Origin of the sequence: Oceanobacillus alkalisoli (assembly GCF_022213125.1) — a bacterium.
In the GTDB taxonomy this organism is placed as follows: Bacteria; Bacillota; Bacilli; order Bacillales; family Amphibacillaceae; genus Oceanobacillus; species Oceanobacillus alkalisoli.
This window is the reverse complement of record NZ_JAKNRA010000001.1, coordinates 564953-589534: the sequence shown is the minus strand read 5'-3', so window position 1 is coordinate 589534 and position 24582 is coordinate 564953. Positions and strand designations below refer to the sequence as shown.

General features: G+C 38.0%; 22 protein-coding genes. 21 read left to right on the top strand and 1 reads right to left on the bottom strand.

What is annotated here, in order from left to right; all coding sequences use genetic code 11:
* Positions 1 to 86 precede the first annotated feature (86 nt).
* The 13 genes from L3V42_RS02660 (at position 87) to L3V42_RS02600 (ending at position 14689) form a co-directional block, all read left to right on the top strand.
* Positions 87 to 2165, top strand: a complete 2079-nt coding sequence (locus L3V42_RS02660; RefSeq protein WP_255783366.1) for an alpha-glucuronidase family glycosyl hydrolase — start codon at positions 87 to 89, stop codon at positions 2163 to 2165.
* Between the two features lie 415 nt (positions 2166 to 2580).
* Positions 2581 to 3750 carry an extracellular solute-binding protein gene (locus tag L3V42_RS02655; protein ID WP_238471216.1) on the top strand — a complete coding sequence of 390 codons (1170 nt, stop codon included), beginning with the start codon at positions 2581 to 2583 and terminating at the stop codon, positions 3748 to 3750.
* 56 nt (positions 3751 to 3806) lie between these two features.
* Positions 3807 to 4940, top strand: a complete 1134-nt coding sequence (locus tag L3V42_RS02650) for an ABC transporter ATP-binding protein (protein ID WP_238471215.1) — start codon at positions 3807 to 3809, stop codon at positions 4938 to 4940.
* A 5-nt stretch (positions 4941 to 4945) separates the two neighbouring features.
* Entirely contained in the window at positions 4946 to 5809 is an 864-nt protein-coding gene (locus tag L3V42_RS02645) for an ABC transporter permease (protein WP_238471214.1), read from the top strand.
* Positions 5810 to 5824: 15 nt separating this feature from the next.
* Positions 5825 to 6709, top strand: a complete 885-nt coding sequence (locus L3V42_RS02640; RefSeq protein ID WP_238471213.1) for an ABC transporter permease — start codon at positions 5825 to 5827, stop codon at positions 6707 to 6709.
* Between the two features lie 148 nt (positions 6710 to 6857).
* On the top strand, positions 6858 to 7403 hold the full coding sequence (locus tag L3V42_RS02635; protein WP_238471212.1) for a D-lyxose/D-mannose family sugar isomerase: 546 nt from the start codon (positions 6858 to 6860) through the stop codon (positions 7401 to 7403).
* A gap of 81 nt (positions 7404 to 7484) precedes the next feature.
* Entirely contained in the window at positions 7485 to 8576 is a 1092-nt protein-coding gene (gene uxuA, locus L3V42_RS02630) for a mannonate dehydratase (RefSeq protein WP_238471211.1), read from the top strand.
* Positions 8560 to 9408, top strand: a complete 849-nt coding sequence (locus L3V42_RS02625) for an SDR family oxidoreductase (RefSeq protein ID WP_238471210.1) — start codon at positions 8560 to 8562, stop codon at positions 9406 to 9408. The genes uxuA and L3V42_RS02625 overlap by 17 nt, the downstream gene beginning before the upstream one ends.
* 89 nt (positions 9409 to 9497) lie before the next feature.
* Positions 9498 to 10442 carry a sugar kinase gene (locus tag L3V42_RS02620; RefSeq protein WP_238471209.1) on the top strand — a complete coding sequence of 315 codons (945 nt, stop codon included), beginning with the start codon at positions 9498 to 9500 and terminating at the stop codon, positions 10440 to 10442.
* Between the two features lie 156 nt (positions 10443 to 10598).
* Positions 10599 to 11258: a bifunctional 4-hydroxy-2-oxoglutarate aldolase/2-dehydro-3-deoxy-phosphogluconate aldolase gene (locus L3V42_RS02615; RefSeq protein ID WP_238471208.1), complete on the top strand. Its 660-nt coding sequence runs from the start codon at positions 10599 to 10601 to the stop codon at positions 11256 to 11258.
* Between the two features lie 23 nt (positions 11259 to 11281).
* Positions 11282 to 12427: a Gfo/Idh/MocA family protein gene (locus L3V42_RS02610; protein ID WP_238471207.1), complete on the top strand. Its 1146-nt coding sequence runs from the start codon at positions 11282 to 11284 to the stop codon at positions 12425 to 12427.
* 41 nt (positions 12428 to 12468) lie between these two features.
* Positions 12469 to 13542 carry a Gfo/Idh/MocA family protein gene (locus L3V42_RS02605; RefSeq protein WP_238471206.1) on the top strand — a complete coding sequence of 358 codons (1074 nt, stop codon included), beginning with the start codon at positions 12469 to 12471 and terminating at the stop codon, positions 13540 to 13542.
* Positions 13543 to 13705: 163 nt separating this feature from the next.
* Positions 13706 to 14689 carry an aldo/keto reductase gene (locus L3V42_RS02600; protein ID WP_238471205.1) on the top strand — a complete coding sequence of 328 codons (984 nt, stop codon included), beginning with the start codon at positions 13706 to 13708 and terminating at the stop codon, positions 14687 to 14689.
* A 181-nt stretch (positions 14690 to 14870) separates the two neighbouring features.
* Here L3V42_RS02600 and L3V42_RS02595 read toward each other — a convergent pair whose 3' ends face one another.
* Positions 14871 to 15629, bottom strand: a complete 759-nt coding sequence (locus L3V42_RS02595; RefSeq protein ID WP_238471204.1) for a helix-turn-helix transcriptional regulator — start codon at positions 15627 to 15629, stop codon at positions 14871 to 14873.
* A 121-nt stretch (positions 15630 to 15750) separates the two neighbouring features.
* On the opposite strand from L3V42_RS02595, the gene L3V42_RS02590 reads away from it, so the two are divergent.
* From L3V42_RS02590 to L3V42_RS02560, 8 genes are all read left to right on the top strand, one after another.
* The gene (locus L3V42_RS02590) at positions 15751 to 17715 is read left to right on the top strand and encodes a right-handed parallel beta-helix repeat-containing protein (protein WP_238471203.1); all 1965 of its coding nucleotides are present in this window, start codon (positions 15751 to 15753) and stop codon (positions 17713 to 17715) included.
* Between the two features lie 534 nt (positions 17716 to 18249).
* On the top strand, positions 18250 to 19743 hold the full coding sequence (locus tag L3V42_RS02585) for an amidase (RefSeq protein ID WP_238471202.1): 1494 nt from the start codon (positions 18250 to 18252) through the stop codon (positions 19741 to 19743).
* Between the two features lie 144 nt (positions 19744 to 19887).
* Positions 19888 to 20067, top strand: coding sequence for a YjzC family protein (locus tag L3V42_RS02580; RefSeq protein ID WP_235761938.1), 180 nt, complete (start codon positions 19888 to 19890; stop codon positions 20065 to 20067).
* Positions 20068 to 20159: 92 nt separating this feature from the next.
* Positions 20160 to 20441 (top strand): YrhK family protein, encoded by a 282-nt coding sequence (locus tag L3V42_RS02575; RefSeq protein WP_235761939.1) that lies wholly within the window; start codon positions 20160 to 20162, stop codon positions 20439 to 20441.
* 684 nt (positions 20442 to 21125) lie between these two features.
* On the top strand, positions 21126 to 21563 hold the full coding sequence (locus tag L3V42_RS02570; RefSeq protein WP_235761940.1) for a LysM peptidoglycan-binding domain-containing protein: 438 nt from the start codon (positions 21126 to 21128) through the stop codon (positions 21561 to 21563).
* A 136-nt stretch (positions 21564 to 21699) separates the two neighbouring features.
* Positions 21700 to 21870 carry a YjzC family protein gene (locus tag L3V42_RS02565; protein ID WP_235761941.1) on the top strand — a complete coding sequence of 57 codons (171 nt, stop codon included), beginning with the start codon at positions 21700 to 21702 and terminating at the stop codon, positions 21868 to 21870.
* 186 nt (positions 21871 to 22056) lie between these two features.
* Positions 22057 to 22254 (top strand): YrhK family protein, encoded by a 198-nt coding sequence (locus L3V42_RS18475; protein ID WP_369412834.1) that lies wholly within the window; start codon positions 22057 to 22059, stop codon positions 22252 to 22254.
* Between the two features lie 671 nt (positions 22255 to 22925).
* A complete protein-coding gene (locus tag L3V42_RS02560) occupies positions 22926 to 24464 on the top strand; it encodes an AbgT family transporter (RefSeq protein ID WP_238471201.1) in 1539 nt (512 codons plus the stop codon).
* Positions 24465 to 24582 lie beyond the last annotated feature (118 nt).

The window sequence follows — 24582 nt, the reverse complement described above, 5'->3', positions numbered from 1 at the left end:
TATAAGTTCTAAATAAATACATTGATCATGTCGTTACTGGAATTTGAATCAATGTATTTATTGTTAGAATAAGGAGGTTAAAGTAATTGCAGAAAACAGTCAATTTTGATAGCAATCAATTGTTAACGAATAGTTATCACTGCTGGTTGCAGTATAAGAGGATTGATAATCCCCTGACATATAGCAGCATAGCCTCTACTATATCATTTACTGCTAAGACGATTCTGATAGATTCTGCGATAGCTGAGTTGAAATACGCACTTGAGTCCATGTTAAATATTGTACCAACTGTTCAACCATATCCAACAAATGAGTTTTCAATAGTTTTAGGGACTTTTGAAAGCGTTAACTTAAAGGGATATGGAATCTCACCAGAATTATTTGATGATGTAAATGAAGAGGGTTATTTATTAAAAACTACTGCTGATAAGAAAAAGGTACTTTTAATAGGCAAGACAGATAAAGGAACGTTATATGCTACTTTTCATTTCTTAAGGATATTACAGAGGGAAGAATCGATAGAATCATTAGAGATTGTTGAGGGGCCAAGAAACCAGCTGAGAATGATGAATCAATGGGATAATATGGATGGGTCGATTGAAAGAGGCTATTCAGGAGATTCAATTTTCTTCCATGGTAATGATTTCAGTGAAGATTTAACAAGAGTGAGGGATTATGCGCGGCTCTTATCATCTGTTGGTGTGAATGCGATTTCTATCAATAATGTAAATGTATGGGATGTAGAGACGAATTTAATAACGAAAGCGTTTTTGCCTAAAGTAAAGAAAGTCGCAGATATTTTGAGGTCCTATGCCATAACCACCTATCTAAGTATAAACTATGCTAGTCCAATGGAATTGGGAAACCTGTCAACCGCTGATCCACTTAATGAAAAAGTAGAAAAATGGTGGGCGGAGAAAGTAGAGGAGATCTACAACTATATCCCTGATTTTGGCGGTTTTGTAGTTAAAGCGGATTCAGAGGGCAGACCAGGTCCGTTTACATATGGAAGAGGACATGTAGAGGGTGCAAATGTCCTGGCTCGTGCATTACAGCCATTTGCTGGAAAGGTGATATGGCGCTGCTTTGTTTATAATTGCTTGCAAGATTGGCGTGATAGAAAGACGGACCGAGCTAGAGCAGCCTATGATAACTTCAAGCCGCTAGATGGACAATTTCTAGAAAATGTCATTTTACAAATTAAAAATGGGCCAATGGACTTCCAAGTCCGAGAACCGATTTCACCGCTATTAGGAGCATTGAAAGAAACAAACCAAGTTTTGGAATTTCAAATTGCACAAGAATATACTGGTCAGCAAAAGGATGTTTGTTATCTAATCCCTCAATGGAAAGAAATTTTAAATTTTGATACACATTCTGAGGGAGAAGGATCGACAGTTAAATCAATTGTCGATGGCTCATTATATGATAATAAATATAGTGGTATTGCAGCAGTATCTAACATCGGTAATGATGTAAACTGGACAGGAAATACATTGGCGCAGGCGAATCTCTATGGATTTGGGAGATTAATTTGGAATCCAGAATTATCAACAGAGGAAATAACGGACGAGTGGATTCAGTTAACCTTTGGGGACGACCTTCAAGTTGTCGAACAGATTAAATATATCCTTCTCCATTCTTGGAAAACATATGAAAATTATACCGCACCACTAGGCATAGGCTGGATGGTTAATCCAGATCACCATTACGGACCAAATGTGGATGGATATGAGTATTCGAAATGGGGGACGTATCACTTTGCCGATCGAGATGGTATTGGTGTAAATCGTACAGTTGAAACTGGAACAGGTTATACAGGGCAATACTTTGGACCAAACGCAAAAGTATATAATTCGGTAGAAGAGTGTCCAGATGAGTTGTTACTATTCTTCCATCATGTTCCATATTCACATAAGCTTCATTCCGGAGAAACAGTAATACAACACATTTATAATACACATTTCCAAGGTGTAGAAGAAGTGGGGAAATTTATTGAAAAGTGGAATGGTTTAGAAGGGAAAATAGAAAGTTGGATATTTGCAAATGTGAAAGAACGATTGCGGATGCAACTAGATAATGCAATGGAATGGCGTGACCGTATCAATACTTATTTTTATAGAAAGTCAGGTATTCCGGATGAGTTAGGCAGAACGATATATTAATATTAGGGGCCTCACCTGTTGGGTTCATCTCCCAATTGGTGAGGCAATATAAAAAACGAATTTCGAATATTGTAATCAGTCATTACAATTGGAATAGACAGAAAAGTATTGCCTTTCTACATTAGAAGGGTTAATATAGGGGTATGTCTAACATACTAGTATGATTAAAATGGTAACTGACCTAGATGGAAACACTAGTATTATGATAGGAAGCCCAATTAAAACCGTAGTTTGGGAGATATTTTTTCACGCCTGATGCAACCGTTTACAAAAAAAGGTGATGCTACTTGTGATAAGGAGGTGGATTGAAAGAACAAGGCCTACATTAGAAGGAGTAGTTGCATTATTATTTATTGTTTTATGTAAGCGCTCAATAATTATTGAACACACTTATAAAAATAGGGGAGGTATAATTTTGCAAAGAAAAGGATGGCTCTTATTAATCGTAATGATTACAGTCAGTTTACTGCTTGGTGCTTGTGGGGGAGATGAATCTTCCGGCGGTAGTGGGGACGGTCCAATGACACTTACAATTTATACGGCTGCTGGTGGGGATGAGTATTATAATGATATCGTTATTCCAATGTTTGAGGAAGCAACCGATGGAAAATATAAAGTTGATTATGGCCGAGGTACACCACAAGAAGTAATTAATAAGATTAAATCTCAAGGAGATAATGGAACAATTGACTTGGTCATAACAGGTTTAGATGGACTTCCGCTTGGTATTGAGGAAGGAATTTGGGAACAGTTATTACCTGAATACGCAGAGGAGGTACACGCTGAACAATGGAATGAAATAGGACAAGCATACATCGATAAATTTGATGGGCATGGTGCACCAGTCACAACTGGTTCTGGTGGTCCAATCCTAATGTATAACACAAAAACAGTAGAAAACCCACCAACTACTTATGCTGAACTAAAAGATTGGGTTGAAGAAAATCCTGGGAAATTTACTTATCCAGCAGTCCCCTCTAGTGGTCCTGCACGAGGATTCTTCTTTGGCCTCGTTCAATCGATGGGTGAAGATTTCAATGATCCAAGCTCATTAGATGAAACTTGGACTTACTTAGAAGAAGTTGGTGAGACAATTGAGTTTTACCCGACGAAAACATCGGATGCCTTTGATCTGTTGTTTGAAGGTGCTGTAGATATTGTCCCACATACCCCGTTCTGGTATGCAGACAATAAAGCTATAAATACGATCCCACCACATGTAGAAGCTGTGAAATTAGAAGATACAAAACAAGTTATCGATTCCCACTTCTATGTTATGTTGAAAGATCTACCGGAAGATCGCAAAAAAGCAGCATTAGAGTTTCTTGAATTTGCAACATCTAAAGAAATACAGGCACAAGGATTTGCGCGAGGATTCCTTCCAGCAAATGGTGAGGCAATACCAGATATGCTAGAGACTGAATATCAAGAATCCTACGACACACTGGTTGATGCAGTTATGCCAGAGTTTAAAGAAGATAATAAAATGGTAGTTAAAGAAGATGATTGGGTACTATTCCCTGACTTAGAACCAACAAATGAACTGTATAACCTTTGGGAAGAGAAAATACAAGCGCAAAAATAGTGATTTTCCCCTGGTCTCTTATTTGATAGGGGCCAGGGAGATAAGGAGGAAATAAAATGGCACAATCTGCATTAGCGAATAAGAAACCGACAACACCAGAGAAAATAGTGAAGAATACGAGCAGTACAAAGGTTGAAATAAAAAACCTTGTAAAACGATTCGGTGATACTACTGCAGTGAGAAAAGCAAACTTGACGATTGAGAATGGAGAATTTATGACATTCCTCGGTCCGAGCGGCTGTGGTAAAACAACAATCCTCTCGATGGTATTAGGAATCCTTGAGCCAACTTCAGGTGAAATTCAATTTAATGGTCATACAATCAATCATATTGCTATGAATAAACGCGACATTGGAATGGTATTTCAAAACTATGCTTTGTTTCCACATATGACGGTTGCCCAAAATGTTGCGTTTGGTTTAGATATGCGTAAAGTAGAAAAAAATGAAAAGAAAAGAAGGGTTCAGGAAGCAATTGAAATGGTGCAGCTGAATGGTCTGGAAAACAGATTCACCAAAGAGTTAAGTGGTGGGCAGCAGCAACGTGTTGCGTTAGCAAGAGCACTTGTTATTCGACCGAAAGTTCTGTTATTAGATGAGCCGTTAAGTAACCTCGATGCAAAACTACGAAAAGATATGCGTATTCAAATCAAGAAGATTCATGAAGAACTTGCCATCACAACGATTTATGTAACACACGACCAAGAAGAGGCACTATCCCTCTCAACGAAAATTGCGGTTATGTCTAAAGGTGAAATTCAGCAAATTGGCACGCCCAAAGAAATCTTCGGTAGACCGAAAAATTACTTTGTCGCAAATTTCCTAGGATACTCCAACTTCATTAGAGGGAAAGTAGTTGGCGAAAATAATAACCACCTTATCTTTGAAACAGATACGAATATTCGTTTAGAAATTAAACCAAACGGTCGTCACCAAGTCGGTGATCATGTACGGCTGACGATTAAACCTGAAATGATTGATATTGTGCCAAATGATCAAATCGGAGCCAATATATTGGAGGGTGAGATTTTAGTAGGGGACTATGTAGGGAGTACAACAGGTTATGAAATTAAAATACAAGATGGTACCACTTTAAAGACAAGTGTTTTAGGTCTTGACCCTTATACCGTTCATCAGAAAGTGCAGCTTTACTTAAATCCTGAGAAAATCATTATTTTGGATGAGGAGTGAAAAGCATGAATCAACAAGCTGAAACGAAAAAAAGTGATTATTTATTGCTTCTTCCAAGTTTACTCCCAGTACTGCTGATATTTGTTTACCCATTAATAAGAGGTGTTCTGATGACATTTCAGGAAAATGGAACATCTAACTTCACATTGGGTAATTATGTTGAGTTTTTTACAAATCCAGATTACTATGAAACGATATTTCGAACCGTTGCTTTAGTAATCCCAGCGGCATTCCTTGAATTATTTATTGCATTTGCAATTACATATTTTATAAGAGGTAAAATGAGAGGGAAGGGAATGATCGCTGGATTAATAATCTTTCCACTTACATTGGGTTCATTAATTATTGATATGGCAATTATTGCTTTCTTTAAACCAACAGGATGGTTTAACACAATCCTCATGAATATGGGGCTTATTGAAGAACCAATCAACCTAGTATACAACTATACTGGTGCATTTATTGCCTGTGTGATTTTAGGTGTTGCATTTTTGGCAACAAACTTTATTGGAATGATGGATTCCATCGATCCGAATCTAGAAAAGGCTGCAAGATCACTTGGAGCAAGTGAATGGGTAACATTCCGCCGCGTATTCTATCCACTTGTTCGTTCTAGTATATTAAGAGTTTTTGCTTTAAATATCATTATGCAGATTGGTGTTTATACTTCAGCAGTAATCGTAGGTAACCCTGCGTCTTCCACTCGAACATTTGCAGTAGTCGCTTTTGAAGAGGCGATGCGGAACTTTAACTATAGTATGGCAAATACGGTCGCTGTAGTGATGGCGATTACTCAATTATTGATACTTGGAATTGTCTATGCAATACGTAAAAGAGGATTTGTTGGCTCTGCAAGTACATTTAAATAATGAGAGGTGAGATTCATGGAAAATACCTTTAAAGATGATATAAATAATCCGTCTGAGGCAAGTGTCCCAAAGAATAGTAGAATGGCTGGATTACTAAAACTACTATATAAAATGTTTACATGGTTGCTTATTATTGTCTTTATTACCGCTATTATCGGAATGACTATTGCAGTTTTGCTTAGCGCTTTTGGGACAGAATGGTTTGGTACGTTCCTGCCTGCTGGTTATACGCTAGATTGGTTCATGCAGGCTTGGCAAGCATATGAGATAGGGCACTTTTATAAAATAACTTTACAGATTGTTGTGACAGCAACGGTTATTTCATTACTATTAAGTATACCGACAGCCTATGTGTTAGGACGTAAACAATTCCCTTTTAAAGAAGCATTGATTAGTTTCTTTCAAATGCCATTTACTTTGCCAGAACTTGTTTATGCAATTCCAGTTGCATCGATTTTCTATTCTATTGGATTAGCTGAAACAATCCCAGGTTTAATTTTAGTTAACTTAATTGTAGGTATCCCATTTTCGGTATTTATTTTGCTTCCGTTTATGGAATCTCTTGATCCACGATTGGAATGGGCAGCTGAATCGTTGGGAGCAACGAAATATAAATTATTTAGCAGAGTTGTAATACCACAGTTGGTCCCTGGTCTAACGGCATCTGCAATAAATATCTTCATTAGAATGTTTAGTACCTTTACTATTATCTTACTCATTTCTGGACCTAAGACACAAACATTAGGTGTTATGGTGTTTAGTGTGCTCCAAGGATCAGGTTCACAGCCACAGCCAATGCTGAATTCGTTAGCATTAACACTAATGTTCCCATTATTGTTATTTGCTTTTGTGAGTTTATGGATTTCGAGCTTCACACAAAGACGTCTTGGTAAAAAATAACCTAGATTTATAGATAATTAAAATCAAACGTCATCCCCTTCCTTGATGGGGGAGGACTTTTAAAAACTTATCTACCATACTAATTATACTAGAGCGTTATTAACAAAAAAATAATTCAAATGAGAATGACTCAGAAAGTGGGTGTCCGATGTTAACGAGGAATGTATACGAAGAATACCGCAAGCAGACAATACAGTTTTTAAATAATATAGAAATTACCTTGACTAATGAGGAAAAAGAACGACTAGAGGTTGCTGATTTCGGATTAAATAACTTGGAAGTGCAGGGACTACAGTTAATTACATATATAAACAATGAATATTATTGTGCGAAGGAACTCGTCCTTTTCCCAAAGCAAACCTGTCCGGAACATAAGCATCCATCTATAGGGGATAAGGAAGGAAAAACGGAAACATTTCGTTGCCGTTGGGGGAGAGTATATCTTTATGTCGAAGGTGAGTCAGCGGGAGAAATTAAGTCAACCATTCCTAAAGATAGTGAACCATATTATACGGTATTTCACGAAATTGTGTTGAACCCAGGGGATCAGTATACGATTCCTCCTAATACACTGCATTGGTTTCAGGCCTGTCCTGATGGAGCAATTATTTCTGAGTTCTCTACCCCAAGTAGGGATGAATTAGATATATTTAGTGACCCTAACATCCGTCGAATTCCACAGACAGGAAGTTAAGGTGCATAATTAATTAAAGCAAAAAAGAGAGATTTATTATCTTAATAAGCAGTAAACTTGATTTGTGAAGGGTGATGCATAATGAAAATGGTATTTCGCTGGTTTGGGGAGGGGAATGACTTTATTCCCTTAGAACATATTAAACAGATACCAGGCGTAGAAGGAATAGTTTGGGCTCTTCATGATATTCCAGCAGGTGAAGTGTGGCCAATGGAAAAGATAAACGAAGTTAAACAACAGGCTGAACGATTAGGTTTTAACATTGATGTCGTAGAGAGTGTTAATATCCATGAAGACATTAAACTGGGATTGCCTACTAGAGAGACGTACATAGATAATTATATTAAAACAATTGAGAATCTGGCACAGGCTGGTATTAAGGTAATCTGTTACAATTTTATGCCAGTATTCGACTGGGTACGAACTGATTTATTTAAAGAACTTGAAGATGGATCAACGGCCTTATTTTATGAAAATAGCAAAATAGCAAATATTGAGCCGACAGATCTTGTTAACACGATATCACGTAATTATGATTTTACAATGCCAGGCTGGGAACCGGAGAGATTGGATTATTTATCCGATTTATTTGATCAGTACAAAGATGTAACTGAAGAAGACTTGTGGGATAACTTACATTACTTTTTAAATCGTATTATTCCAGTAGCTGAGAAAAACGGTATTAAAATGGCTATTCATCCAGATGATCCGCCTTTCTCTGTTTTCGGCTTACCTAGGATTATCACGAATAAACAGAATATTAGAAGGCTCCTAAACTTGATAGATAGTCCGTATAACGGTTTAACATTATGCAGCGGTTCTTTAGGTGCAAGTGAAGATAACAATATTGTAGAGATGATTCAAGAGTTTTCGGATCGAATCCCATTTGCTCATATTCGGAACGTGAAACGATTTGAGAATGGAGATTTTATCGAAACATCCCATCGAATAACGGATGGTTCCATTAATATCTATGGAGTTATGAAAGCGTTATATGATTCGAATTTTAATGGGTATGTACGACCAGACCATGGGCGACATATTTGGGATGAAAAATGCAGACCAGGATATGGTCTCTATGACCGAGCGCTAGGAATTATGTATCTATGGGGAATATGGGACTCGCTCGTTAGAACTCGAAAGGAGACAAATCATTATGCTGTCAATCAATGAGAATTTAAAAGATAAAGTTGCTGTTATTACGGGAGGAAGCGGTGTTTTATGCGGGGCGATGGCAAGAGAACTTGGAAGACAAGGAGTTAAGGTAGCGATATTAGGTCGGAGTGAAGAGAAAGCGAAATTAGTGGAACGGGATATTATCAATCAAGGCGGAGAAGCCATTGCAATATCCTGTGATGTACTAGATGTAAAAAGTATGGAAAGAGCAGAACAAATTGTTACGGATACATTTGGTTCGTATGACATTCTAATAAATGGTGCGGGTGGAAATCATCCGAAAGGGACGACGACAAATGAAACACTAAAACCTAAAGACCTTGAAAACAAAGATATATCAACATTCTATGATTTATTACCAGAAGGCTTCGAGTTTGTCCTAAATTTAAATCTACTTGGAACGGTTATACCTGCCCAAGTCTTTTCAAAAAAAATGATCAATAAAAAAGGTGCAGTAATTATTAATATGTCCTCCATGAGTGCTCCATCTCCTATGACAAAAGTGCCGGCATATAGTGCGGCGAAAGCGGGGATTGAAAATATCACTCAATGGTTAGCAGTTCATATGGCAGATGTGGGAATTAGAGTTAATGCGATAGCACCGGGATTCTTTGAGACAGAGCAAAATAAGAACCTGTTAAAAAATGAGGATGGTTCATTAACGGAAAGGTCAGAGAAAATCATCACCCATACACCGATGAAACGGTTTGGGGATCCTGAAGATTTATTAGGAACAATGATTTGGCTAGTTGATGAGAATATGTCGGGGTTTGTAACTGGTATAACAGTGCCTGTTGATGGAGGATTTATGGCTTATTCTGGAGTATAGGAAAGACGCGATTTGGGGCAAAGCATAGTTACATTTCAAAGCAATTCTATGATCCCCTTCAGGAGAATCATGGATTAGGAGGATGACAAATGGACGTAATTACAATTGGTGAAAGTATGGTGCTTTTCACACCGCAGTCTGTAGGTGCTCTTCGCTTCTCTGATACGTTTCATCGAACGATTGGGGGAGCAGAGTCAAATGTTGCTATTGCTTTATCCCGCCTTGGGCATCAGGCGGGATGGATGAGCCGTCTAGGCAATGATGAATTTGGTATCTATATCCGAAACTATATTCGCGGGGAAGGGGTAGATACTTCGGCAGTAAAGTTCGATTGTTCATCACCTACTGCCGTATTCTTCAAAGAAACCAATCCCGGTAAAGATCCGAAAATTTATTATTACCGAAAGCACTCTGCTGCAAGCGCGCTTTCACCGGATGACGTAGATGAAGCATATCTTTCTAAAGCGAGATTTATTCATCTGACTGGAATTACACCAGCATTAAGTGCATCTTGCAAAGACACTATTTATAAAGTAATCGAACTCGCGCAGAGGAATAAACAGACTCTTGTCTTTGACCCAAATGTACGTTTGAAATTGTGGTCGAAAGAAGAAGCATCTAACGTGCTATTTGATATCGCAATGCAATGTGACATTGTCATGCCAGGATTAAGTGAAGGTAAATTATTAACTGGAGAGAAAACCCCCGAGAAAATTGCGGGAAAACTATTACAGGGTAACGCGAAAGCAGTTGTTATTAAACTTGGTGAAAGTGGTGCTTATTACCAGACCAAAGAAGAAAATGGGTATGTTTCAGGAGAAAAAGTCACAAAAGTAATGGATACCGTTGGAGCAGGGGATGGTTTTGCAGCAGGATTTTTATCTGGCCTTCTGCGTGGCTGGGACTATCAGAAATCGGTTGCTTTAGGAAATAAACTGGGTGCCTATGCCTTAACAGTTACTGGAGATACAGAAGGATATCCATACTGGTCAGAGATCAATCCTGATGACAGTGAAGAAGTGGTATTACGTTAAATCACATCATCACACACATTTAAAAATAGTAGGATTTCATATGAATCTCCGGATGTGTGATAAAAATTAACATCCAAAAGCGTCCTTTTGTAAGTTTACTTCATCAAGATAACTAAACGATTCATGCGATTTAATATTGAAGGGACAGAATGAAAAATGAAGACAAAGGTTAAGACGATAGATCGTTTAACAGAAAGTGGAGTAATAGCCGTTATTCGAAAAGTACCTAAAGATAAGGTGTTAAAGGTAGCCGAAAGTTTAATTGAGGGCGGTGTTAATGCCTTGGAAATAACCATGGATGGAGAGGGTGCTCAATCTTTAATCGAACAATTGACGAGGGAATTTGCTGGAGACGCCATTATTGGAGCAGGTACCGTATTAGACGGGATAGCAGCGGATGCTGCTATCCGAAGCGGCGCAGCGTTTGTAGTTAGCCCGATTTTGAAAAAAGATGTCATTGAAACTACCATCCGCTACGGTAAAGTAAGTATCCCAGGGGTTATGACACCAACTGAAATGGTACAAGCGGTGGAGTGGGGAGCAGATATTGTTAAGGTCTTTCCTGCATCTGTCGGCGGGCCGGCATTTATAAAAAATATTAAAGGTCCGTTACCGCAAATTGACATTATTCCTACAGGGGGAGTTGACCTGAAGAATGGTTCCGATTTTATAAAAGCTGGTGCCGTTGCAATTGGGGCAGGTGGTAATCTAGTAGATAAACAAGCAATTTTAACCGAAAATTACACCATAATTAGAGATAAAGCTAGACAGTATGTGGAACTAGTTAGGCTGGCAAGAGAAGAAAATATAGATTAACTCATACAAGAGGAGAGGATTTTATGTTAAACGTAGCTATTGTTGGATCTGGAGCAATTGCACCATCCCACATAGAAGGGTATTTACAATTCCCTGATCGATGCAAAATTGTAGCCTTGTGCGATATTTATCCAGAAAAGGCAGAGCAGAAGGCAAAGGAGTTTAATCTTGATGTAACCATGTATGATAACTATGAAAAAATGCTGGAAAGGGAAGATATTGATTTAGTGTCGGTTTGTACTCCACCATATACACACTCGGAGATATCAATTAATTTCCTGGATGCAGGTAAAAACGTACTCGTTGAAAAACCAATGGCATCTTCACTGGAAGAGTGTGATGCGATGAATGAAGCTGCAGAAAGAAATAATAAAGTGCTATCGGTTGTTTCACAAAATCGTTTCCGTACGCCGATGATGAAGCTTAAAGAAGTACTTGATACGAAGTTAATGGGGCCGATTGTACATGCACAAGTTGATTCGTTCTGGTGGAGAGGCCATAACTATTATGATTTATGGTGGAGAGGAACATGGGAAAAAGAAGGTGGGGGCTGTACTTTAAACCATGCTGTACACCATATTGATATTTTTAACTGGATGAATGGAATGCCAAAAGAAGTAACTGCAGTTATGAGCAATACTTCTCATGATAATGCCGAAGTGGAAGATATTTCAGTAGCTATTTGCCGCTATGAAGATGGTAGTCTTGCACAAATAACAAGTTCTGTTGTCCATCATGGGGAAGAACAACAGTTGATATTCCAAGGGAAAAATGCTCGTGTATCGTCACCTTGGAAGGTAAAAGCATCGAAATCAATGGAAAATGGGTTTCCAGAAGAGGATAAAGAATTAGAAGCTGAAATTCAAAATTATTATGACCAGCTGGATGAAGTTCAATATGCGGGACATGCAGGTCAAATAAATGATGTATTGACTGCCCTAGAACAAGGAACAGATGTATTAATTGATGGAAAGCAAGGAAGACAGACGCTTGAATTAATTTCTGCCATATATGAATCCGCTAACACAGGGAAGACCATTAAGCTTCCATTAAATAAAGATAATTTATTTTATACGAGAGAAGGTACTTTAAATAATGCCACTCGTTATTACGAGAAAAATAAGGTAATAGAAAACTTTACAACTAATGATATTACAACTGGTGGATGATGCGAGTACTAAAATAGAAGGATTGAAAGGGGAGAATATCCTTGGATAAAAATGATGGAATGAATTACGCACCTAAAGGTGAAGTGCGGGCGGTAGTTGAAAAAGGGGAATTCCCATTTGGGGTTATTGGGCTGGACCATGGTCATATATATGGTATGTGTAATGGGTTATTAGAAGCTGGTGGAAACTTAGTTGCTGTCTATGATCCCGATCCTGAAAAGGTGAAACGTTTTATCGATACATACCCGGAAGCAACTGCTGCGGAATCTGAAGAAGAAATCTTACAAGACTCAACAATTAAACTCATAGCAAGTGCAAATATTCCTGTTCAGCGTGGTCCTTTGGGATTGAAAGTATTAGATTCAGGCAAACATTATTTTGTCGACAAGCCTGCTTTTACGACGATGGAGCAAATTGAACTGGCAAAACAAAAAGTAGAAGAAACGGGCCTAAGATGGGGAATTTATTATAGTGAAAGGCTGCATGTGGAAAGTGCTGTCTTTGCCGGTCAACTAATTGAAGAGGGTGCGATTGGGAGAGTCATTCAGGTAATAGGAACCGGTCCGCACCGTACAAGTGCAGATAGCAGACCAAGCTGGTTTTTCGATCCTGAACAATATGGCGGAATTCTTACTGATATAGGAAGCCATCAAATCGAACAATTTTTACATTATTCAGGTGCTAAAAGCGCTAAAGTCCTCCATAGTAAAGTAGCGAATTATAACCATAAACAATATCCTGAATTTCAGGATTATGGGGATGCGACATTGGTTGCGGATAATAGCGCAACATTTTATTTCCGTGTTGACTGGTTTACCCCCGACGGGTTAGGAACATGGGGAGACGGACGTGTTCTAATACTTGGCACAGAGGGGTATATAGAAGTTCGGAAATACATCGATATTGCCCGAAGCAAAGACGGAGACCATGTATATCTTGTTAATGGTCAAGGGGAAAAACATTTTGAAGTAACAGGGAAAATAGGTTTCCCGTTCTTTGGACAATTTATCTTGGATTGCTTAAATGGTACAGAAAATGCCATGACACAGGAACATGCTTTCACTGCTGCTGCTCTTTGTGTGGAAGCACAGGAACAAGCTATTAAGATAGAATAGAATATACTTTTGAAAAAGAGGCTGAAACAATAGATTTATATATTATATAAAATCCGAACGATACCTTACATTTATTCGGATTTTGTATAAACTCTCGATATCCTTATTTTTGAATCGTGCAAGTACGTCGTTTCGGAATATTGTTCATTAGGAGGAGTTTATGGTGATATACAAACAACTTGGTAACACGAACTTAAACATTAGCACACTAAGTTTTGGAACATGGGCAATTGGCGGCGCATGGGGAAAGGTGAATGACACAGAGGCCTTAAAAGGCTTAGACCGTGCGATGGATGCAGGTGTGAATTTCTTTGATACAGCAGATGTTTATGGAGATGGACATGCAGAAGAGCTTTTAGCAAAAGCAACGAAAGGGAAGGAGACGGAAATACATATTGCTTCAAAGTTCTGTCGATCAGGCGATATTTCCGATCCACAAAATTATTCGAGAGAACAGGTGAGTATATATCTGGATAATACGTTGAGACGATTGAATCGAGATACGCTTGATTTATACCAAATCCACTGTCCGCCACTAGAAATTTTAAAAGATGGTAGTGTATTTGAAGTACTGGAAAAGCTAAAGGAAGAAGGAAAAATCCGTTATTATGGTGTGAGTGTAGAAACAGTGGAAGAAGGATTATACGTCCTTGAAAACTCAAACGCAAGTGCGCTACAGGTCATTTTTAATATTTTTCGTCAAAAACCGTTGGAGGAGTTATTTCCAAAAGCAATGGAAAAAGGTGTCGGGATTCTTGCTCGAGTACCACTTGCAAGTGGATTGCTAACAGGTAAATTCAGTAAAGATGCAACCTTTGAAGAGGATGATCACCGCCACTTCAATAAACAAGGGCAATCATTTAATATAGGAGAAACCTTTGCTGGCATCGAATTTGAAAAGGGTGTAGATCTAAGTCGCCAGCTCGAGTGGATTGCAAAAGGAAGAGGGAATATGACCCAAGCAGCATTAAAATGGATTCTCGAACAAGAAGCCGTAACGAGTGTGATTCCAGGATTCCGTAATGTGAAGCAGGTCGAAGATAACTTAGGTGCCCTTAACGTCAAGGATTACACGCCTGAAGAACAAGGACGTTTGGTGAAATTCTATGAAGATCATGTTAGAGAATATATTCGAGGCGCATATTAATAAATGCTGAGAACGCAATTATTAAGATGAGATTGAAATACAAAGAGGAGCCACAGGCCATATAATTGTAACGAAAAAAGATATGATTTCCGTAGAAAACTGGAAATCATATTTTTTTTGGACGTTTCAGTTGGCCTCTATTCTCAAGCTCTTTTTTTATATGAAAGGAGTGTTTCAGTGATTAATCTACGATGTCTCTATATCTTTTAGGTGTTTGATTTACAATCTTTTTAAAATTACGATTAAATGATCTCAGGTTATTATAGCCGCAATTGAATGCTATCTCGTTAATAGATTGCTGACTATTCTTCAAGAAATAACAGGCTTGAGAAATTCGGTAATGATTTAAGTACTCGGTAAAGCTCATTTTAGTTAACTGTATAAAAGACTTAGATAAATAGGCATAATCATATTGTAGATGTTTTGCAACAGATTTTAATGTACAATCACCACTATAATTGCTATCTACATAAAGTAGGATCTTATGTAATACTTTCATTTTTGTTGAACGATCAACTGATATAAACTTGGTATTTTCCACCAACGTACTACAGAGGAAATATAGGAAACTTTTCTGCCTATAAATCGAGTTTAACAGATGGAAGTCGGGTGGATGACTAATCCGAATAACATTATTTTCTGGGATATATCCCTTGTAATTCATAAAAAAGTCCCCAATTAATTCAGGAGAAAATATAATGATTGTAATATTGGAATTTTTAGCCGTTTTAAACTCATGTAATTGGTTATGAAAAATAAATGCTAAATCATTTTTTTCTAGTACATACTCCTTCTGGTCAATGGTTAACAATAATTCTCCATCATTAACAATAATGAGTTCGTAAGCGCGATGGAAATGGAGCGGAAAGGTTTGATTAACGAGTGTAAAAAAGTAAAAGGATTCTTTTTCTTTTACCCCGTGATGTTCAAAAAAAGCCAAAAAGCTCTCCTCCCTCTCGTTAAACACTAATATTGTCTTAAAGTATACTATATTTTGTATAGAAGTAAATCAATCTTCACTCGTATAATTAAGACAGACTTAACTTGAAGGGGGAAGTGAAATGGACGTTGAATATCATGTAGCAAAAAATGGTTCGGATTATGGAGAGGGAACGAAACTAGACCCATTTTTGACCATCAATAAGGCAGCTTCAGTTGCTGTAGCCGGGGATACTATTGTTGTCCATGAAGGAGTTTACCGGGAATGGGTGAAACCGAGGAATACAGGGATAAGTAATACGAGAAGGATTACTTATCAAGCTTCTAAAGGAGAGAAAGTAGTAATTAAAGGTTCTGAACAAATTCGGAATTGGGAACAAGTGGAAGGAACTATTTGGAAAGTCGTATTATCTAATGATTTATTTGGAGACTTTAATCCATATGTAGAAGAAATTTTTGGAGATTGGATTGTCTATAATCCAAGGAGACATCTAGGAGACGTTTATTTAAATGGCATGTCCTTTTATGAGGCTGAAAGCTTTGAACAATTGCAGAAGCCCACTATAAATACAGAAGTATTAGATCACTGGACAAAAAAGATTGTCCCAGTTCATGATCCCGATCAAACACAATATGTCTGGTTTGCAGAAGTAGATGAGAAAAACACGACAATTTACGCCAACTTTCACGATTACAATCCGAATGAAGAGTTAGTGGAAATAAATGTGCGTAAGTGTTGTTTTTATCCAGAAGAAACTGGTATTAATTACATTACTGTGCAAGGATTTGAAATGGCCCAAGCAGCAACTCCCTGGACGCCTCCTACAGCTGATCAACCAGGATTATTAGGTGCTAATTGGAGTAAGGGATGGATTATTGAAGATAATATTCTCCATGACTCGAAATGCAGTGCTATTAGTATTGGGAAAGAAGCTTCAACAGGAAATAATTATCGTAGCAGACGGAAAGATAAGCCTGGTTATCAATATCAAATAGAATCCGTCTTTCTTGCTAAGCAGGCTGGTTGGAGTAAAGAAAAAATTGGTTCCCATGTCATACGAAATAACACGATATATGATTGTGGACAAAATGGTATTGTTGGTCATCTTGGTTGCGTTTTTAGCGAGATATATAATAACCATATTTATAATATTGCATTAAAGCGGGAGTTCTACGGACACGAGATAGCGGGTATCAAGCTGCATGCTGCCATTGACGTACAAATATACGAAAATCGTATTCATGATTGTTCTTTAGGGACTTGGTTAGATTGGCAAACACAAGGAACTAGAGTTAGTAAAAATCTCTATTATCGAAATAACCGTGACTTGTTTGTCGAAGTTAGTCATGGTCCCTACTTAGTCGATCATAACATTTTAACTTCCGAGTATGCTTTAGATAATCATGCTCAGGGCGGGGCTTATGTGAACAATATAATTGGTGGAAAAATGGTTCATCGGAAAATGCTTGACCGATCAACACCATATCATGTACCTCATAGCACAGAGGTTGCAGGGTTTGCTGTTACTTACGGAGGAGACGACCGCTTTTACAACAATATATTCATCGGTGACAGTTCTTTAGAAGATGTAGGAACTGCTCATTACAACGGTTACACTAAGTCACTAGAAGAATATATGGAGACTGTTAATGAAGAAATTGGAGACTTGGAAACATTCCTAAAGGTGGAGCAACCAGTTTATATTAACAATAATGCCTATTTAAATGGGGCAGTTCCCTTTGAGGATGAGAATGAAAGGATAGTAGTCAATCATTTTAATCCCGAATTAAGGATAGTAGAAGAAGGGAATGAAGTATACCTCTATTGTGAGCTCCCCGAAGAGTTCGAGAGAATATCTGGTGAGATTCAAACTACTAAAACATTAGGGAAGCTAAGGATTGTTGATGCAGACTTTGTAAATCCAAATGGTGAAGAACTGGCTGTAGATACCGATTTCTTAGGGGGAAAAAGGTCAGAAAACAGTGTGCTTGGCCCAATCGCGGATTTACAAAAAGGCAAAAACCGTGTGAAAGTTTGGGAGGGAATGGGAATTCACTCTAAAATAGAATCACATTTGACTTATTGAGGGGGCGGTAAATTTACGATAGTACACCGCATCATGCAATTGATGCAGATGAGCGTAAAGCAGGTTAGTTATGAAAGGTCATTGCCAATTAATCCGCCGGGGGTATTAAATGTCGTTACCGGTTATGGGGAAGCAGTTGGAGCAGTATGGGGAAATAATCATCTCCACTAGTCAGCGAAATGCCTCATGGTGGCTCTAAACTATCTGGATATGGGAATGAAAAGCTAGCGTTACATTAACATTAAGCTGAAACAAACCCAGTAAATAAAATTAAGGCGTTGGAGTATACATTGAAAAACAGTGTAAGCTCCAACGCTTTTTTAAAAAATTATCGTGTTCATTGTAGAGATATCCCTTATTCACAAAATAGGGCGCCACTTTTATTCTTGATAAGATCAAACACTCGGCTTATCTTAAATAGATAATGCCATTTCAATTAGATATTTTATCAGTAGAATAAAAAGTTAATATTATTGTCTTATTGGGAAAATTATGTATTATTTAATTATGATAAGAAACAGGGGGGATTATCGATTGACGACTGAACTTGCTTACAAATCACTAAAAGAGTTATCTGAGTTAATCAAGGATTTGAAACTATCACCAGTTGAGCTGTTAGAAAACCAAATTAAACGTATTGAAGAAAGAAACCCTAGTATTAATGCATTTGTTTTTACTGATTTTGAAGGGGCACGCGAAAATGCCAGACAAAAAGAGAAGGATATTCTTGATGGAAAATATCGAAGTGCTTTACATGGTATTCCAGTGGCCATGAAAGATTTATTTGATTTTAAACCAGGCTGGCCGACAACCTTTGGTGGCATTGAATTATTTAAAGATAATATTGCAGATCATTATTGTGTATTTGCTGAACGTACCGAAACAGCAGGTGCAAACCTTATTGGTAAAACAAATAGTCCCGTTTTTGGGGCGAGAGGCGTTACGGATAATCCCCTATTCGGACCGACCCGGAATCCATTTAATATCGCCAAAAATAGTGGCGGCTCTTCGGGGGGGAGTGGTGCAGCAGTTGCAGATGGTTTAATAACACTGGCTGAAGGTACAGATGCAGGCGGCTCTATTCGAATTCCTGCCGCTTGGTGTGGAATTTATGGGTTTAAGGCTTCGTTTGGTAGGGTTCCTTTTGTAAGTAGACCAAATGCGTTTAAAGCTGCAAATATTTTTATCCATGAAGGGACAATGACAAGAACCGTTGAGGATGCTGCTATTGCTCTTAATTTAATTACGGGAATGGATCACCGGGATCCATTTAGTGTAAGTGATAAATTAGACTATCTATCTGCGCTTGGACGGCCTTTAAAGGGAATGAAAATCGCATATAGTCCAAACTTGGATATTTATCCAGTAGATCCGGAAGTTGCTTCTGTTATCGATTCAGCAGTTCAGTTGTTTGAACAAGCAGGCGCAATAGTCGAAGTCGTATCTTTAGGTTTAAAACGAACCCATAAAGAATTAAGTGATTTATGGCACCGTTTAGTTGGTTTGTCAAATGCTGAACTTTTAGAGGGATTAAAAGATGCTGGATTAGATATATTAAAAGATCATCCAGATGCTTTACCTTCAGAAATAGTAAATTGGGTGGAAAAAGTAAAACGACTAGGTGCAATGGATGTGCTTAAAGATCAACAAATGCGTACAGAAGTATACGATACGATTCAACATGTATTCCATGACTATGATCTCTTAGTCACGCCAACCGTCGCAAGCCTGCCTGTAGATAATAATAATAACCGTAATACAGTAGGCCCTACAAGTATTAATGGGGAGGAAATCGATCCATTAATCGGCTGGTGTATGACTTATTTTACAAATTTCTCGGGTCACCCAAGCGCATCGATTCCAGCAGGGTTATCTTCCACTCAATTGCCAGTAGGTATGCAAATTATTGGAAATCGTTTTGCAGATTTAGATGTAATAAAGGCTAGTGCTGCTTTTGAAAAATTAAAACCATGGCATGATATTTATAAAATAGTTGAGAACCGAACATTAGAAGTTCAGAAGGTATAATGCTACCGTAAAACTTTAGGTAATATAATAGATAGATTAACTGCCATCTTCCGTGTTTAAAGTATGAAAAAAAGGAAAGATACCAGTAGGGACGTTTTCTTCTACAGAAGAATTAACCTATAAAAAACTCGGAGGTGTAGAAAGATGGCAGACAACACATTCAAAACAGGTGAAAAAGCGCCGGAAAGCGGTGAATTTAAGGTGGATCGTTTAGTGGATGGTGGATCAGCAAATAACGATAACACAACGATCACAATCGAAAAAGGGGAGCAATTCCCGCCATCCCCTTCCAGTAATGAAGCAGCTTATTGGGTAAAAGTATAAACATACAAACAAAGCGGACCCTCTTGGATTTTTTCAAGAGGGTTTTGATTATGGGAATGGGGCTTTTTAATAGAAGATGGAGGAGGGAAAAGATGCCGCTTTTTCCTAAAATAAAAACAAAGGAACAAGGGAATCAATATGATTTGGAGATAACATACGGCAGATTCAGACTTTACATCATTAAAAAATATGACAGCATTCAATTAATAGGGGATATATTGACTGGTATATCTTTTGTATCGGGAAGTATTTTAAATTTAACAGGAGCGCCTAGTATGTATGGTCAGATTCTTTACTTAATCGGAAGTTTGGCACTTACGGTTCGACCAACGATCAAAGTTATTCGCAGGTCTAAATTAAATAAGGATAAGTAGTGATAATGTAATAGTGAAATGCTGAGAAGATATGAGAGCGATTACAGAGGTTGAACTGCCTATCCACTCGAGATTCCTCGAAAAAATCAAATTTGAATAACAAACTAGGAACGATGTAGATGAAAACCACTGGTGCTCCTAGTTTTTTCTTTGCTTCAATCAACAAGAATGAATTTCATAATTACCAAAGTCGGCTATTCCATCACCATATGTAGTTGGGAACGAACCAACTCAACTACATATGGTGATGGTAAAGCATTATATACGTATTATGAAATTTATTAAACAAAAGAGAAAATTGATAATAAAGGATTCAACTAGCGAGTAGTAAATGAAAAGTTGAAATTTTGTATGTAAAGACATTGGAACGGCGCTGAGTTACGGTGCAATAAAGGGAATTCCGAATAAATCATGCTAACGAATCTTGCTTACTTCCATTCTATAAGCTCCTCTTCTCATTCAGATTTAATAGACCCTAGCGGAATAGAGCAGATTCATAAGCGCATCACACTCCTCTCCTAAAAAATGAAGTTTGCAAGTTAGCCAATTGGGTATAGTCTACCGGAAGTGGTATAAATTTCTAGGGGAGGTTTTATTATCAAACGTTTTTCTTATCTATTCACATTTTTTATTGGTTTTCTATGCTTAGCAGGAACCGTTTCCGCTGAAAAGGACCATACGGTATTGCCGGGAGAGAGTTTATTTCGAATTTCCCAACTCTATCAGGTGGATAGGAATACATTAATTGCGGCGAACTCGGAGATTACGAACCCGTCAGATATTAAATTTGGACAGACGATAAAAATACCGGATGGAGATGGTGTACCATTTCGAGTAACGGCATACACAGCAGGTTATGAATCTACGAAAAAACGCCCAGGGGATCCTGGTTACGGAATTACAGCTTCAGGAGAAATTGTTCAAGAGAATCACACGATGGCATGTCCACAATCCTTGCCATTCGGTACAAAAATACATATTCCAGCATTGAATGAAACCTATGTCTGTGAAGACCGTGGAAGTGCGATTACGAATGGACGCTTGGATATTTATATAGCAGACTTGGATGATGCATTGGAGTTTGGGGTGCAGGATTTGGAGGTTAAGGTTTGGACCTATTAAATAGAGGATACTTTTAGATAAAAAAGCAATAGTTATTTTTTTTAGGCGAACTCGTCACCTTTCGTGTTTAAATGATGAAAAGAAGGAAAGACACTAGTTAAGGAGCGTTAACTTATAAACTCGGAGGTGAAGGAAGATGGCAGACAACGCATTCAAAACAGGTGAAAAAGCACCCGAAAGTGGAGCGTTTAAGGTGGATCGTTTAGTAAATGGTGGATCGGAAAATAACGATAACACAACCATTACGATGGAAAAGGGGAGCAATTCCCGCCATCCCCTTCCAGTAATGAAGCAGTTTATTGGGTAAAAGCATAACCATACCAACAAAGCGGACCCTCTTGGATTTTTCAAGAGGGTTTTGATTATGGGATGGAACTCATTTAATAGAAGATAAGGGAGGGGAAATATGTCATTTCTTCCTATAATTAGAACGAAGGAACAAGGGGATCGATATGATCTTGAGATAACTTACGGCAATTTCAGGCTATAAGTCATAAGAAAGTATGATAGCATTCAATTAATAGGAGATATATTGACCGGCATATCTTTTGTAACAGGAAGTATTTTAAACTTAACGGGAGCACCTAGCATGTATGGCCAGATTCTGTATTTAATTGGAAGTCTTGCCCTTACGGTTCATCCAACGATAAAAATTATTCGAAGAACTAAAATAAATAGAAATACGTCGTGATAGGTTTGAAGGAGCGTATATCTGGAAGGAAATGTAAAAACTTTTCATCGCATAGGCTATCTTATAGAACATTTCTTGTTTTAAAACGGCGAAGAAATTCTTCCTAGAGACATTTGGAAGAGCTTAGAAAAATTTGAAATCGGTTATAAAAATTGGATCTGCTTGTCACCACACAAAATCATAGAAATGGAAGGGATCCGTCTCTAACTAAATGTTAGCAGGGATAGATCCTTTTTAATAATTTCATTTACGAATGCTGAGCAGGCTTCCCGTCTATTTCTATGCCCGGTTAAACGCTACATCATCGCTCATAAATCCGTTCACTGTAGAGAACAAACTGAAACCATTCAATCTGCCGCTCGGGAGACATTTTCCTTTATTAATAAAGCCAGTTAGCTGCTCAGAATCTCGTTAAAAAATCAATCTCTCTATGTAAAAACTTTAGTTTAAATTGAAATAATTCAATGAAACTGTTATTATTCTCGATGTGTCTATTATTTTTTATGGACTTAAAAGTGAAAATACAATAGAAACCTGCCTGAGATAGGAGTACGGTGGAAAATAATATAGTTTCATAGGTCCTCATTTAGGAAGAAGAGGAATGAGGGACTCCCTTAGCTTTTTAGGTTATAATTTTCACAATATTTTATCGTGTAGGAGGGAAATTTTGTATGGCGAAACAAAAAAAGGGACTATTTCTGCGTTCTTTGGATAATATTGAGTTAGCTGGTAATAAATTACCACATCCAGCTACTTTATTTGCAATTTTGGCTCTTTTAGTTCTTTTACTATCTGCAGCGTTACAGCCGTTGGGGATCAATGTAGAGCATCCCGGAGAAGAAGGAACAATGGTAGAGATTAAAAATCTATTGAACTCAGAAGGAATTCAATATATATTCACGAGTATGACCGATAACTTTATTGGCTTCGCACCTTTAGGTGTTGTTCTTTTAACAATGCTTGGGATAGGAGTCGCTGAACGGACTGGACTGATCAGTGCGTTACTTAGAGGGTTCGTTTTATCCATACCTAACCGATTCATTACGCTAGGATTGGTTACTGCAGGTATTATGTCTAGTGTGGCAACGGATGCGGGATATGTTGTATTGCCGCCACTTGGAGCCTTAATTTTTGCAGCACTTGGCAGACATCCATTAGCAGGACTCGCAGCGGCATTCGCTGGAGTATCTGGAGGGTTTAGTGCCAACTTATTATTATCGGGTACAGATGCCATGCTTGGAGAGATGACAATTGCAGCCGCGGCGATTATCAATCCTGCCTACGCAGAAAATATGAACATTGCAATGAACTGGTTGTTTATTGCCGTTTCTGTATTTGTATTAGCGGTGATTGGTACCTGGGTGACAGAAAAAATTGTAGAACCTCGCCTTGGATCCTATAAAGGTGAGCACAAAGAAAAACTCGAAGGGCTTGAAGCAATAGAGAAAAAAGGTCTTATCTGGGCTGGAGTAGCAACAGTAATTGGTGTTGTACTTGCTTTATTGCTCGTATTGCCTGAAAATGCACCATTGCGTGGTACAGAAGGCGATGCAATATTCCAAATTGTCCAGTCTCCATTTATGAGTTCATTGGTGCCAATTATCGCGATTATATTCTTTATTCCTGGTCTTGTTTATGGAATGGTCACGAAATCCATTCGAAGTGATAAAGATGTAGCAGCTCAAATGTCGGATACGATGGCCTCCATGGGAACCTTCATTGTTTTGGCTTTTACGGCAGGGCAGTTTGTCGCATACTTTAATGAAAGCAACATGGGGTTAGTGTTAGGTGTATATGGAGCGGAGTTATTAACGAGTGTTAAATTAACAGGTATCCCATTAATCTTACTATTTATCTTGATTACAGCATTTATTAACTTATTTATTGGAAGTGCTTCAGCAAAGTGGGCGATGATGGCGCCGGTTTTTGTACCGATTATGATGCAGCTTGGATATTCTCCGGAGCTGACTCAGATGGCTTATCGAATTGCGGATTCTTCCACAAATATCATTTCACCATTAATGACCTATTTTGCAATCATTATTGCATTCGCCCAGAAATATGATAAGAAAATGGGGATTGGTACCTTGATTTCTACGATGGTGCCATATTCGATGTTCTTCCTGATCGGTTGGACAGTGATGTTGATTATTTGGATGCTGCTTGGTATTCCTTTAGGGCCAGGTGGGCCGTTGATTTATCAGCCATAAATTATTAAGAGCTGGCAGCGGATGCTTCAAATTCCACTAAATTCGGTGCGAAAATACATATCCCGGTATTGGGTGAAACGTATTTCTATGAAGGCCGCAGAAGTGCTATTACAAATGG